We start from the raw sequence: 12,873 nt of genomic DNA on the forward strand, positions 1-12,873 counted from the left end.
GACAATATCTTAGATCCTTGTTCGATTGTTATATGGTTGAGCCATGTAGACCGATTAAGTTTCCAAATGGTTCGGCTTTGTTGCTTAATTCAGAGAGAATACATACCTGCGCTATTGTTCCTTAATTCTTAAACGATATATTGAGTTTCAGGCATACTTTGATCTGCTCCAGCAGGACTGGACACGGAATTAAGCGACATTTTGTTGTTCAAAGTTAAAAGGGCTTAAATATGCAAGAGCACTGCGCCTTCTAGTCCGATTATAATCAACCGCAATATTTTCGAAGATCGTTTGACGCATAGCATCTCTTGCCATGATAGGCTCATATTGAATTGCTTCAACTTTCATCGAGTGGAAGAAACTTTCCACACAAGCATTGTCTCAACAGTTTCCTTTTCTACTCATACTTTGCTTTAAATTATAAGCAGTTATGAGTTCACGATAATCTTTAAAGCAGTACTGGCTTCCTCTATCACTGTGAATAATTACATCCTCTTAGAAGCCGCGTCGGAACAAGGCCATCGACAATGCGTCACAAACTAGAGTCGGTATCTTTCGTTGCTGCTGACAACGGGGAGTCCACATAAGATGCCCACTCTAGTGCGGAGAGCATAACGACCACGAAAAGGGATCGCCCAATCCCTTTTCAGCTCTCATTGCCATTTTGGCCATAGCGTATTAGCTGCTTCATCGCATAACGCATTTGTCGGGTGGACGACACTTGTTACCAAGTGCCGTCTCCCTAAGAACCGTACGTGCAACTTTCACTGCATACGGCTCAAGCCTCCACAAAGGCATCGTTTGATACCCAGCAACTTATAAAGCAGTTAAAACAGGATCGTTCCAAGAGTTGCGAGCTTTCCTTTTGAATTTTCTCTTCGCCAAGTATTCTTGGTGCTGAGGGTCAAATGGCGTTGCGGCACTTCGGATTTTCACATGTCTTTCTATTGGTACTTTGGCTATTTGAAATAGATTGAACTGACAATCCATATCCATGATCTTCTGCCAACCGTGAAACTGCCACTGGCCTTTTCGGTTGATGAAGTACTTATGGGTGACCCAATTTTTTGATTTAGTTGGGTGACGCCTAACAGCCCAGAGCCATAATGCTTGGAATAGTTGGTGCCCGACATATCCGAAAACTCGTTTGGCAACACAGTGGCGATAGTAATTCGCCCATCCCCGTATTTTGGGATTTATCATTTTGATAAGGTTATTTACTGGGATCGTTGCGTGAGCTTTGATGAGTTTACGTAAGTTACTTAAGAATGACAGTACGTTGGTTTTACTCGGTTTTATGAGTAGCTTCCCTTTGTATTTTCTGTGGTTGAACCCTAGAAAATCAAATCCATCATTAATATGAACTATGCGTGTTTTTTCATCGGAGAGTGTTAGACCTCTTTCTATTAAGAATTCAGCAATCAATGGTTTTATATCGTTCTCTAATACATCCTTTGATGTACAAGTGACAACGAAGTCATCAGCGTATCCAATAAAGTTAGCTCTTGCTTTCTTTTTAAGAGCCAAGGACTTTATTTGTTGTTCAAGCCCTACGAGAGTCATTAGCATCAAGGTTGGAGAAATTATTCCACCTTGTGGCGTACCTTCGTCAGTACGATAAAACAACCCCTTGTCAATAAAACCAGACTTCAGCCATTGTTCCAACATACGCTTATCTACAGCGATGTTATCAAGAAGCCACTGATGCTCGATTTTATCAAAACAAGATTTAATATCTCCTTCAAGAATCCATTTAGCCGCCTTCTTTTGAGCCAAACATAAGAAACACTGCGCTATTGCATCAGTGGTGCTGCGATTTGGTCTAAATCCGTAACTATTTGGGTCTGAGATTGTTTCTGAGATAGGCTCCAATGCAAGGAGGTAGAGCGCTTGTTGCGCTCTATCAGTCATGCAAGGAATACCAAGTGGTCGAAGCTTACCGTTCTTTTTAGGGATGTAGATTCGCTTGAGTGGTTTAGCTTGATAAGCTTTCCGACTCAATTGATTCACTGCTTTCATGCGACGCGCATCTGTATTCCAGATGACGCCATCTATTCCAGGCGTTTTACTACCTTTGTTTTGAGATACTCGCTTAACAGCAAGAAGTTTTGCTGAACGCGAGTGAGTCAGTATCCATTGCAACGTTTTCACTTTACCGTGTTTACCTTCTCTAGTTGCCTTTGCGATACGCATTTGAAGCTTTAAGACACGCGCCTCCACAGCCTTCCAGTTAATGGATTGCCATTGTGCACTGTCAGAAGATGCACTAATCTCGTTCGAAATCATCATTTGCTTTTCTTCCTTAATAAAGTTCTTCAAACTTTCTCGCAACGGGAGACCAGTTGGAAGTAGGCTCACTTTCGTGATCAGGTATATTCCTGTATCTGCGTCATTACAATGCAGCTTTCGCTTTCTCCAACCTCCTTTACCTGCATCACTATCGGCCACAGAGGCTTTCCCAGAGGGAGCGATACAGGCTTACCATGTTCCGTATGTCTCGTAATGTCAGGGGAGATGCCCACTATAATGCGAAGAGTATTTCGATCACGAAAGAATACATTCAAATTTCTTTCCTACTCTCGTTGCTTATTTAGCTACAGCGTCTAAACCACTTCCGCTGCTTGTGAAATTACGCATCTGACGTGGATTCACTTCTGTTCATCATACTGACTCCCTAGCACTTACCCGATTTATGTGGTTATCAGGAGGAGCGTCCTCTCACGATTCAGTTCCCGCCTATTAGATAGACTTTGTTACATTGTCAGGCTCGCTTCTTTATTCAGAGCCATAGGGTCATTTGGTGATACAAATGGTTCGCTCTTTTCGTGGCGAACAACGATTCATACGACTTCATGTCGCACTAAATGGATTCACATACGTCCATCATACTGACACCCTAGCACTCACCCGATTTGTGATTATCAGGAGGAACGTCCTCTTACGATTTCATTCCTACTCAGCCTGACGGCCAAGTTTCGTTACATTGTCGGATCCGCTGCTTTGTTCAAAATCCTAGGGTCATCTGGTGATACGGACGGTTCATTCATTAAGCGGTGAACAACGTTTCATACTACTTCAGGTCGCACGGGCACTTTCAAGTTAGTGCGAGCGATTCGAATCTACTCTAAATCAAAGTAAACTTGCGACATTCAGCCTATAGCTTTAAACTACGCATGAAATCCTCGGGTATCTCTGCTTTGTCTTTGAGTTACTATTTACTGTCTAGCCAGAAGTAATGGTATCAATTTGAACTTGGTGTAATTGCAAAGCAGCCCACCGAGGACATACGATAAGTCTAGGTCTTTTCCCTCCCATATTTGGTGATAAAATACCCGTCACTGCACACAAAATATGTTCCCTCTTCAAATTGAATCGCAAACATTCTGTAGCTGTTATACAAAGGCATAGCCTGTGGCTTTGTTGTATCTGATAGTAAGAACAATTGGGCAGTGGAGTTTGTCCAACAGCTTGTTGGACAATTGGTAGACTGCTTGTTTTACGTATGAGTGGTCCTGAATATAGTCAACAACCTGTTGACCAAATTATTCTAATGAAGGTTTACTGCTATCTAAACACGTTTCAGGGCAAAAGCACGTTAGGCCTTCAGCTCTAACCATACAAATTATCATAAGGTAAAGTATTACGATAATTGCCTCTGTATTTTTAAATTTGTTTCAGTAATAGTGGAACAATGCATCGCCATCAATCACTCATCTACCAAAATTATGATTTAAATCAATTAGTAATATCACGTTTCATTTGTGGTACATATTGTTTTGTCAGGCCGGTAGGGGTAGTCTTTAGGTTCAAATCTGCACCGGATACATCCTTGATGCTTCCCTTGTATTTTAGTTTCAACAAAAAAGGAGATTTTATGCAACTCAAATCTGGTTTTGTTAGGCTGCTTGTTTGTGGTCTGTGCTTTATTCCGGCTATCACTCAGGCTTCTGATCTCGACAGGTTCAAAGGACTTTCCGGAACGATTAATATCGCCGGGGGAACAGCGCATATCCCGGTCATGAAACAAGCCGCCAAGGCTGTTATGAAGACCAATGGCGAGATCCGAATCACAATCGCAGGTGGTGGTTCTGGTGTAGGTGCCCAGCAAGTGGCCAAAGGGCTGGTTGAGATTGGAAACACCGGCCGTCCGCTGAAGCCGAGTGAAGCGGAACAAGGGCTGATCTCGTTCCCCTTCGCTATCGACGGCGTAGCGGTCATAATCAATCCAGCGAACCCAATTCAAGCATTAACTCAGCAACAAGTGGCCGATATATATGCGGGCAAAATCACCAACTGGCAGTCTCTTGGCGGAGATGACCGCACTATCAACATATTTACTCGAGACGAGGCTAGTGGCACCCGTGCTGTTTTCGTAAAGAAATTGCTTCACAACTCGCCGATGGTCAATCATGCCAATGTGGTGCCGTCTAATGGCGCAATGAAAACAGCCATCGCACGCGATCCTGGTGCCCTTGGCTACAGTAGCGTCGGCTATATCGACAATACGGTTAAGGCACCGGCTCTGGACAATGTTCAGCCCACCAACGACGCCTGCGCATCCGGCGAATACCCAATTGTGCGCAAGCTTTACATGAATACCAAAGGCGAGCCTCAAGAGTTGGTGAAAGAGTTTATTGATTTTATCTACAGCCCACAGGGTGCTGAATATATCCGCGCATCTGGTTATATTCCAGTCAGCAATCAATAACTCATGACATCCCCTATCACGACAGAGCGGGTACTGCTGGCACTTGTTACCACAGTATTTGCTCTAATGATATTGTTGTTTGGCTTTTTGTTCTGGTTTGCCTTGCCCGTTTTTTTTAACACTGAAACACCTGTTTTATCGCTGATCTGGCAACCAGAACATGGGCAATATGGTATTTTATCTATGATCGCTGGTTCCGGGCTGATCGGTTTGATGGCACTCACACTGGCTTTTCCTGTTGCTGTTGGCATCACTGGTTTTTGCCTATTCAGCCGCTATCAAAACATCGCGTTATGGATCCGGCGAATGATCAGATTGATGGCTGGGATCCCGACAGTAGTTTATGGTCTTGCTGCTGTTTTTTTGCTTGTTCCACTATTACGGGAAACCTTTCGGAGTGGTTCAGGTTTTTGCCTGCTCGCCGCTGCTGTAATGATAGTATTATTGATTTTGCCCGTCATGGTAATGATGTTAGACACCCACTGTCGTCCGCTGGCAAATCAGATCCGTCTGGCTTCTGCGTCCTTGGGTTTTACCGACACGCAGACAGTTTTGTATCTAGTCCTGCCCAACGCCACCAAAGCGATGGCCACTGCAGCGTTATTGGGCTTTAGCCGTGCGATTGGTGATACCCTTCTCCCACTGATGTTGGCCGGAAACGCCCCGCAGCTGACTGACAGCGTATTTGACTCAGTCCGCACCTTAACCGCCCATATTGGCTTGGTTCTCGCTACGGAAAATGGTAGTGCAGCTTATAACTCACTGTTCGCTGCGGGCCTGTTGTTACTTGCAATGAGTGTCACGGTTACGCTGCTGATCAGAAAAATGGAACACACACAGCTTAATGCGCGCAGAGGGGACGCGGAGTGAAGGCACGATTATTTCACCTCTGGTGCCTGAGTTGCACGACCGGGCTGTTGGTATGCCTGACCTTTTTCATTGGTTTCATTATAAGCCGCGGCGCACCCGCTCTCAGTCTTTCGCTATTTTTCGGCGATACCGACCCCATCAAAGGGCTGCTTGGGCTCGAACCTATATGGGACGGGATCTGGCCTGCCTGCGTCGGCACAATGACGGTTGTTGCCTGCGCCTTATCACTGGCCCTTTTACCCGGCTTGGCAACAGGAATTTGGCTGGCAACCAGTGCGGCTTCACGGTTCAAAACCATCCTTGCTCTTGGCATTGATATCCTCGCGGGTGTCCCTTCGATCCTGATGGGGCTCTTCGGTTTTACCTTGATCTTATTTCTGCGCAACTGGTTACTCCCATCAGCCAATACGTGCTTACTGTTATCGGCGTTAAGCCTCGCAATGTTAATTATTCCCTATTTAGCCGTCGCAACCCGAACGGCCCTTCAGGCCTTGCCTTCTTCGCTTGAGATAACGGCCCTCTCACTCGGTATGACACGCTGGCAGACTTTACGTGTTGTACTGTTGCCGCAAGCAGCGAAAGGAATTATCGGAGGCATCATGTTGGCCATGGGCAGAGCAGCAGAAGACACCGCGGTGATTATGCTGACGGGCGCTGTTGCCAACGCGGGATTGCCCGGGGGGGTATTTGATCGTTATGAAGCACTACCATTTACCATTTTCTATTACAGCGCCCAGTACCAAAATGATTCAGAGCTCCAAATGGCCTTTGGTGCTGCGCTCACCCTTTTGTGCCTCACTGCCGCAATTTTTTCTGTGGCAGGCCTTTTGCAACGAACACCGTCATGGAGAAGCTAGTATGACGTTAAAACCGCCACCAAAATTGGTTGGTAAGGTTTCCAGCCTCACAATTACTTTTGGCTCCCAACCGGTTATCTCAGACGTGAGTGTGGACTTATATAAAAATCAAATCCATGTACTTACCGGTCCATCGGGCTCAGGTAAGACAACGTTTCTGCGGGCACTCAATCGCCTCAATGACTGTTTAGAAGACTGCCGAACACAAGGAAAAATAGAACTGTCACTTGACGAAACAATGCAGTCTATTCATACCCTTAAGCACCAACGGCTACCAGAGTTGCGCCGGAAAGTAGGCATGGTCTTTCAACACCCACAATTGTTGCCCGGCACGATTAAAGAGAACTTGCTATTACCACTTAAAGTCGTCTGTGGCTTGAAGGGAGAAGCTGCACAACAAAAACTCTTTTCCGCGTTCAACCAAGCCGCACTCTGGGATGAAGTCAAAGACCGCCTCGAAACGCCGGCTCATTCTCTTTCCGGCGGCCAACAACAGCGCCTTTGTTTGGCCCGTACACTTGCGCTTGAGCCCGAAATTTTGCTGCTCGATGAACCTACAGCTTCACTAGATAACGAAACGGCCGCTCAAATCGAGGCTCTCATTATTCAATTGGCTACGCGGTATACCATAGTAATGGTTTCCCACTCAGCACAGCAAACAAAAAAGCTGGCTGATCACATTATCCGTTTTGAACATGGAAGAATTGTATGATCAATATAAACATTCCCGGCAAAGGTGATTGTCAGGTCAAATCTCTAGTACTGGATTTCAATGGCACTCTGGCACGCGATGGAGAACTGCTGGCCGGCATCGAATCACGCCTAACCGTGCTTTCAGCCTTACTTGATGTCTATGTTGTCACTGCGGACACTTTTGGCTCTGTCAGAGAGATGGTAAACCACCTAGATGTGACCGTACATATCCTTGAAAAAGGCGATGAAACACAAGGTAAGTTGGATTTTATCAACCACTTACAGCCAGAAAATGTCTGTGCTATCGGTAATGGCCAGAACGATGCGGCAATGTTAAAAGCGGCCAATATATCCATAGCGGTGATTGGCAGTGAAGGCGTTTCGACTCAGGCGTTGCTGTCGGCAAACGTTATTACGCACTCGATTGATGAAGCACTTGACTTGTTGATCAAACCGTTGCGGCTTAAGGCCACGTTGAGGTGTTAGTCATACTTGTATCCTCTATCTTTTCACAGTGAATCGTCCCACTAAATAAACATTCAACGTGGATAGGTATATGAGACCGACCATTCTGGATTCTTAATATCAAGTGTGTAGTTCGATACTACCCTATAGACCCCATCATTACATTATTATAGGAGTGGTAAATCGATACAAGCAGCGCTTAAATGAACAATTTCACGAAGAGAGTTTGGGGCATTTCCGAGTTGCACCGACAGCCAATTTAGTTGTACACGCGCTTTGAGTAGATCCCCTTTGTTAAAGGAATGACGCAATTATTGGCTTTGGCGTAACGCTACACTTAATACATTTCGAAGAGAAAACCTCTCCTCCTCCACACACTTCATATTTCCAAAAAGAAAAGAGGTTTCGTTTCTGAAATATAAAGTTTGTATCCTCGTTGATTCTTTCGTTAACTACCAATAACTCTTAGAGCAGAATTATCGAGATTTAGTACAAAAAATATACCCTTATAGCTACAGTGAATTGTTCAGTATTTTACTATCAGATTAATTCTGAAAATCAACAAACTGCTCACTTAGCCAATCTATAAAGACTCTCACTCTAGCTGAAACTTGTCGGTTTTGTGGATAAAGCACCGAGACAGGCATATTAGGTGGTGGAAATTCGGTAAGCACTTGTTGCAATCGGCCTTCTTCAAGAGCTTTTTGAATACGGTAGCGCGGCACTTGAATCAATCCCAGACCTGATAATGCCGCATCTGTGTAAAGCTCCGATCCAGTAACCGACACAGCAGAAGACATGACAACTTCTTTCACTTCCCCTTCAACAACAAAGTCCAAACTGGTATCTAGGCCAATCGCGGTGGATAAATAAGCCACGGCCATGTGGTCTTTTAGAGATCCCAGTGATTTTGGCACACCATATTTTTTAAAGTATGCAGGGGCAGCAACAGTGATCTGTTCCATATTGGCAAGCGGTTTAGCGATCAAGGAGGAATCTTGTAAATTGCCCGCTCTTAATACGCAATCAACGCCCTCTCTAACCAAATCAACCAAGCGGTCATCTTCTCCAATATGCAAGGAGATATCAGGGTAACGAGTGACAAAACTTTGGATATTTGGCATAACAAAATACTTCGCCAAAGTCCCTTGAAGATTAACCCTAAGCTGACCTTTAGGAGGTTTGTTCTGAAATTCACTGTCGGCTTCTTCAAGGTCTGCAAGAATGCGCAAACATCGACGATAATAACTTTCCCCTTCTTGCGTCATTCTGACCTGACGAGTAGTACGCTCCAATAAACGAGTACCTAGCCGCTTTTCAAGTCGTTTCACTAAATTAGAAACTGTGGCTCTGGGGATTTGTAAATCTTCAGCCGCCTGAGAAAAACTTCCACACTGAGCGATACGCACAAACACCTGCATTTCTTGAAAGCGATCCATCCGCCCTCCATTGTTAACGTAAATGAAATTATGTTGTTAAATATACGGAGATTATTTTTGTATTTAAACAGTCTACTCTGTCTCTCGTGAGTTTATTTAAATATAAGGAAAACATTATGTCGATACAAAATCAAAAAATCGCACTCATCACTGGAGCTTCTCGTGGCATTGGCGCCAGCATCGCTCGTCACCTTGCTGAAGATGGCTTCACTGTGGTCATCAATTATGCAGCCAGTTCCGCTGCCGCTAAAGACTTGGTAAAAGAACTCGTTGAAAAAGGAAAAGTCGCTATAGCTATACAAGCGGACGTGTCCCAATCGAACGACGTAAAGGCTATGTTTGATGAAGTAGAGAGCAAACTTGGACGCATTGATGTCTTGGTCAACAATGCAGGAATCTTGAAGACACGGCTTCTAACTGAAACATCAGACGAATTGTTTCAAAAGAACTTTGCCATCAATACACAAGGCGTATTCAACACGTTACGTGAAGCAGGATCTCGTCTAAATGACGGCGGGCGCATTGTCAATCTATCCAGTACAACACTCGCACTCAACTTACCGGGATACGCTGTTTATAACGGGACAAAAGCGGCAGTAGAAGCCTTCACAAAGGTCTTTTCGAAAGAACTTAGAGGTCGCAGAATTACAGTAAATACCGTCGCGCCTGGTCCAGTAGCAACCGACTTGTTCCTTAATGATAAAAGTGAAGAGATGATTGAAAGCTTTGCAAAAATGTCTCCTCTAGAACGCTTAGCTCAACCAGAAGACATTGCTCAAGTCGTGTCTTTTCTCGTTAGTTCACAAAGCGGATGGGTGAATGGGCAAACTTTACGAGCAAACGGTGGCTTGGCTTAACCGTGATAAGCATCCGCTTACTGCTGAAAAAGCTTTCTCTTTTAGGGCTTGGGCTTGGGCTTAACGCATGTTCCATGCAAGTTGTAGCGGATGCAATGGGAAATTTAACCATGACTCCTTCTGTTACCTATTTGCGTCTATTACAACATACACCTTTTTTTACCTCACTCAATACAAAGCAGTTGGGCTGGATGATTGACCATCCTATGGAATGGAAAGTTGTAACGGCGGGCATCATCGCAACCAATGAAAGTGAACCTGATTATTGAATCTTACTAGATGGAGGTTGGCAGCTTAGCTGCGAACAAAAAAACATCCGAGTAAACATGATGAAGCAGGTAAATGGTTTAACCGAGTGTTATGAATAGAAAATGTGAACTCATTGCCACAACAACTAGCTATGTAATGCTAATTATCGGCGTATCATCAGGTTATATAATCAGGCTTTAGGCTTGTTCAGCACCGAGTATAGATGCCGACCACACGACATCTATACTTATTAATTATGATTATTTTGGGAAACCGTCTAACTTCACCGCAGTTAAACCAATTTTATGCCATTCAGCCTGTTCTTCACAGTAGATTTGAGCGTCTAGTGACTTTGTTGGCTCTTCGTTCAAAGAACCCGCGGGAACAATTAGAAACTTGCCACTTTGGGACAGGAATGGCAAACCAGAACCACAGTCTGTACAGAATGATTTAGAAAAGGAACGAGTTGGATGGTCATAGCGTTTTATCTTGTCCTTGCCTAGAGTCCACTCGATGTTAGATATTGAAGTAAATAAATTAGAGGCATGAGCAGAGCCCGTTAACTTTCTACACTGTTCACAGTGACAAAAGAAGAACTTCCCAAAGTCATCTTCTAGCTTGAAAGTTACATTTCCACAACAACAACCACCTGTGATTTCTTTGTTCATTTTAAACCTCCATGTTGACAATTAACTAAGACACACACCTTAAGTGTACATCGACATTTTGTGCTACTAACTTAGATTTGGACATTCCTGTTTTAGCGGTTTTATTAATCGAGTAATCAATGGATTAGATTTAACAACCTTTTAGTTAGTTGACAAAGTTCACTTAAACACCACAATTGACCATAATGTAGCGCGAAGCGAAACCAAGCGAACTATTGTAATTTCGTCTAATTTGATTTGTTAGGTTTCTTCGCTACGACGAATCTGACATTTCCATCTCTTTCATGATTACGAGAACAAAGATTAGATAATAATTCATGACAGAAGTCAGGATACTCCCCCTTAAGAAAATCACTTAACGTATTCATTCGATTGAGCCGTGCTGACCAAACTTCAATAATTTCAGACGTTGCAGATCCAGAAAAATTCAACTCAGGATCAATAACATCATTATCGAAATATACGATGTCAAACCCTGCCTCTTTCAATAAATCTTGCATTTTTGCCCCAAAATTAAAATCATATACACCAGATTTATATGACTCCAACTCAAATTCATTTACTCTATCGAAATACTTACTATCTCTATCAAGGTTACCAGAGATGAAGCAGGAAACATCTACTAATGCTATCCAACCTTCATCCTGTATTACTAAATTTAACAACTTTAAGTAATCTAGTGGATTACTAAGATAGGACAACGAAAAGCTTGCCCAAATACCATTTATGCCACCAAATGACAGATAATCAGCACTCAGAAAATCACTCGAAATAAAGGCCTCATTACTGCGTTTCTTTGAATCACAGAATTCAATGAAATCTTTATTAATATCTATGCCTATAACATTTTTTACTTGTGACGAGAAAGTTCGAGATACTTCACCTACTGAACAACCAAGATCAATTACAGTGTCCTTATCATTTAGCGGTATAAATTTGAGATAGTTCTCCCAACCTCTCCATTTTTGTTGCTTTTTATACTCAGCTAAAATATCCAATTGATACTCCTGATCTTTTTAGAAAAATAACAGCTTATTAGTGCGTCTGCATACTAATTCAATTGTAAGCTAACACCAGTCATAAATGTATTAACTGATATTGATAATAAAAATAAATATTTTCTAGGTTTTGGCCGATGAAACAGGAAGTTACATATGCACAGATAGCGAGTTTCTTATTGTCTTGAATTCTGAAATAACGATCACATTTAATTTATCTGTAATATTTTGGTTTTGACACCATTAAAATCGGGAATGTATTGCCAGCTAAACTAAATTTAATCTGGCAATGCCATTTTGGTTATTAATTCTGATAAGCCAAAGTTTACTCACTGCAAGTAGGCAAATTTGTTCCTGCAACACATAACGGGCATTTGTGTGTCAGTCCCTTTTCTAAACTAGTAATGTAAACGATTTAGGTGTAGTGCACTGAACCGTCTATATCCGACTAATAGAAATATCTTAAAGTCTTATATGTTGCTAACTCGGTTGCTTGGGGAAAACTTTTACATTATCTGGTATTTGATACCAATCTAGCTTTTCACTTACCCAAACATGAGCCTGCGGCTCGAATATATTACTTTGAGACAAATTAACTGGTTTCAGCTTCAACTTTACGGTATGCGGCTCATCAGGATTGAAGTGATAGATTCGGTTTCCACAACTTGGACAGAAAATGGCACAATTACGGTTACCACTATCAGCCAAACGCTCCCAACTTTTTAGCTCGCCAAAAAACTCAATTTTCTCTGAATCTACAATCGCGGTGATACTAAATGGACTTGTTGACAGTTTTTGGCACTCTGTGCAATGGCAAGCAAAGACCATTATGGGCGCGTTATACAAATAGTACGTAACTTGCCCACACTGGCAAGCCCCTTTAAGCGGATATTGCATTGAGCCTTCCTCCTATAAACATCGCTGACAACTCACACTTATTATATGGAAAAGTTCATAATATTGTTCAAGAAAGCTTCCATTTAATATCGACTTAAATAGATTGGTAAAAAATAGCTTTAATATCAATCAGTCTCTTATGTTATTTTGCAAACTTTTTTATACAAGTGCA

12 protein-coding genes and 1 pseudogene are annotated in these 12,873 nt (G+C 42.8%); 7 read left to right on the top strand and 6 right to left on the bottom strand.

The features are described from left to right. Window positions 1–189 precede the first annotated feature (189 nt). Both L3V77_RS08995 and ltrA read right to left on the bottom strand, forming a co-directional pair. Window positions 190–546 (bottom strand): annotated as a pseudogene (locus L3V77_RS08995) (DDE-type integrase/transposase/recombinase); the annotation flags it as partial. Between the two features lie 270 nt (window positions 547–816). After that, a complete protein-coding gene (gene ltrA, locus L3V77_RS09000) occupies window positions 817–2,289 on the bottom strand; it encodes a group II intron reverse transcriptase/maturase (RefSeq protein WP_275136734.1) in 1,473 nt (490 codons plus the stop codon). Between the two features lie 1,585 nt (window positions 2,290–3,874). Between ltrA and L3V77_RS09005 the strand changes: the two genes are divergently transcribed. The 5 genes from L3V77_RS09005 (at window position 3,875) to L3V77_RS09025 (ending at window position 7,614) form a co-directional block, all read left to right on the top strand. Then, the gene (locus tag L3V77_RS09005; RefSeq protein ID WP_275133835.1) at window positions 3,875–4,708 is read left to right on the top strand and encodes a phosphate ABC transporter substrate-binding protein; all 834 of its coding nucleotides are present in this window, start codon (window positions 3,875–3,877) and stop codon (window positions 4,706–4,708) included. 3 nt (window positions 4,709–4,711) lie between these two features. Next, complete coding sequence (locus L3V77_RS09010; protein ID WP_275133836.1) at window positions 4,712–5,578, top strand: ABC transporter permease subunit; 867 nt, start codon at window positions 4,712–4,714, stop codon at window positions 5,576–5,578. Window positions 5,579–5,778: 200 nt separating this feature from the next. Continuing rightward, entirely contained in the window at window positions 5,779–6,435 is a 657-nt protein-coding gene (locus L3V77_RS09015) for an ABC transporter permease subunit (protein ID WP_275136735.1), read from the top strand. Between the two features lies 1 nt (window position 6,436). Further along, window positions 6,437–7,147, top strand: a complete 711-nt coding sequence (locus L3V77_RS09020; protein WP_275133837.1) for an ATP-binding cassette domain-containing protein — start codon at window positions 6,437–6,439, stop codon at window positions 7,145–7,147. Continuing rightward, the gene (locus tag L3V77_RS09025; protein ID WP_275133838.1) at window positions 7,144–7,614 is read left to right on the top strand and encodes an HAD hydrolase family protein; all 471 of its coding nucleotides are present in this window, start codon (window positions 7,144–7,146) and stop codon (window positions 7,612–7,614) included. Before L3V77_RS09020 ends, L3V77_RS09025 begins: the two co-directional genes overlap by 4 nt. A 524-nt stretch (window positions 7,615–8,138) precedes the next feature. On the opposite strand, the gene L3V77_RS09030 is transcribed toward L3V77_RS09025, so the two are convergent. Further along, window positions 8,139–9,032: a LysR family transcriptional regulator gene (locus tag L3V77_RS09030; protein WP_275133839.1), complete on the bottom strand. Its 894-nt coding sequence runs from the start codon at window positions 9,030–9,032 to the stop codon at window positions 8,139–8,141. A gap of 116 nt (window positions 9,033–9,148) precedes the next feature. On the opposite strand from L3V77_RS09030, the gene L3V77_RS09035 reads away from it, so the two are divergent. Together L3V77_RS09035 and L3V77_RS09040 are read left to right on the top strand one after the other, a co-directional pair. Further along, window positions 9,149–9,889, top strand: a complete 741-nt coding sequence (locus L3V77_RS09035) for an SDR family oxidoreductase (RefSeq protein WP_275133840.1) — start codon at window positions 9,149–9,151, stop codon at window positions 9,887–9,889. A gap of 2 nt (window positions 9,890–9,891) precedes the next feature. Continuing rightward, the gene (locus tag L3V77_RS09040; RefSeq protein ID WP_275133841.1) at window positions 9,892–10,158 is read left to right on the top strand and encodes a hypothetical protein; all 267 of its coding nucleotides are present in this window, start codon (window positions 9,892–9,894) and stop codon (window positions 10,156–10,158) included. A 240-nt stretch (window positions 10,159–10,398) separates the two neighbouring features. Here L3V77_RS09040 and L3V77_RS09045 read toward each other — a convergent pair whose 3' ends face one another. The 3 genes from L3V77_RS09045 to L3V77_RS09055 form a co-directional block, all read right to left on the bottom strand. After that, window positions 10,399–10,806, bottom strand: a complete 408-nt coding sequence (locus tag L3V77_RS09045) for a GFA family protein (protein WP_275133842.1) — start codon at window positions 10,804–10,806, stop codon at window positions 10,399–10,401. A gap of 227 nt (window positions 10,807–11,033) precedes the next feature. Further along, window positions 11,034–11,804: a class I SAM-dependent methyltransferase gene (locus tag L3V77_RS09050; protein WP_275133843.1), complete on the bottom strand. Its 771-nt coding sequence runs from the start codon at window positions 11,802–11,804 to the stop codon at window positions 11,034–11,036. 480 nt (window positions 11,805–12,284) lie between these two features. Continuing rightward, window positions 12,285–12,701: a GFA family protein gene (locus L3V77_RS09055; RefSeq protein ID WP_275133844.1), complete on the bottom strand. Its 417-nt coding sequence runs from the start codon at window positions 12,699–12,701 to the stop codon at window positions 12,285–12,287. Window positions 12,702–12,873 lie beyond the last annotated feature (172 nt).

The organism is Vibrio sp. DW001 (assembly GCF_029016285.1).
In the GTDB taxonomy this organism is placed as follows: Bacteria; Pseudomonadota; Gammaproteobacteria; order Enterobacterales; family Vibrionaceae; genus Vibrio.

Excerpts from the sequence above, each read along its gene's own strand:
- ltrA (WP_275136734.1), bottom strand. The coding sequence starts at position 2,289 with ATGATGATTTCGAACGAGATTAGTGCATCTTCTGACAGTGCACAATGG.
- L3V77_RS09015 (WP_275136735.1), top strand. The coding sequence starts at position 5,779 with ATGACGGTTGTTGCCTGCGCCTTATCACTGGCCCTTTTACCCGGCTTG.
- L3V77_RS09055 (WP_275133844.1), bottom strand. The coding sequence starts at position 12,701 with ATGCAATATCCGCTTAAAGGGGCTTGCCAGTGTGGGCAAGTTACGTAC.
- L3V77_RS09045 (WP_275133842.1), bottom strand. The coding sequence starts at position 10,806 with ATGAACAAAGAAATCACAGGTGGTTGTTGTTGTGGAAATGTAACTTTC.
- L3V77_RS09035 (WP_275133840.1), top strand. The coding sequence starts at position 9,149 with ATGTCGATACAAAATCAAAAAATCGCACTCATCACTGGAGCTTCTCGT.
- L3V77_RS09010 (WP_275133836.1), top strand. The coding sequence starts at position 4,712 with ATGACATCCCCTATCACGACAGAGCGGGTACTGCTGGCACTTGTTACC.
- L3V77_RS09025 (WP_275133838.1), top strand. The coding sequence starts at position 7,144 with ATGATCAATATAAACATTCCCGGCAAAGGTGATTGTCAGGTCAAATCT.
- L3V77_RS09020 (WP_275133837.1), top strand. The coding sequence starts at position 6,437 with ATGACGTTAAAACCGCCACCAAAATTGGTTGGTAAGGTTTCCAGCCTC.
- L3V77_RS09005 (WP_275133835.1), top strand. The coding sequence starts at position 3,875 with ATGCAACTCAAATCTGGTTTTGTTAGGCTGCTTGTTTGTGGTCTGTGC.
- L3V77_RS09030 (WP_275133839.1), bottom strand. The coding sequence starts at position 9,032 with ATGGATCGCTTTCAAGAAATGCAGGTGTTTGTGCGTATCGCTCAGTGT.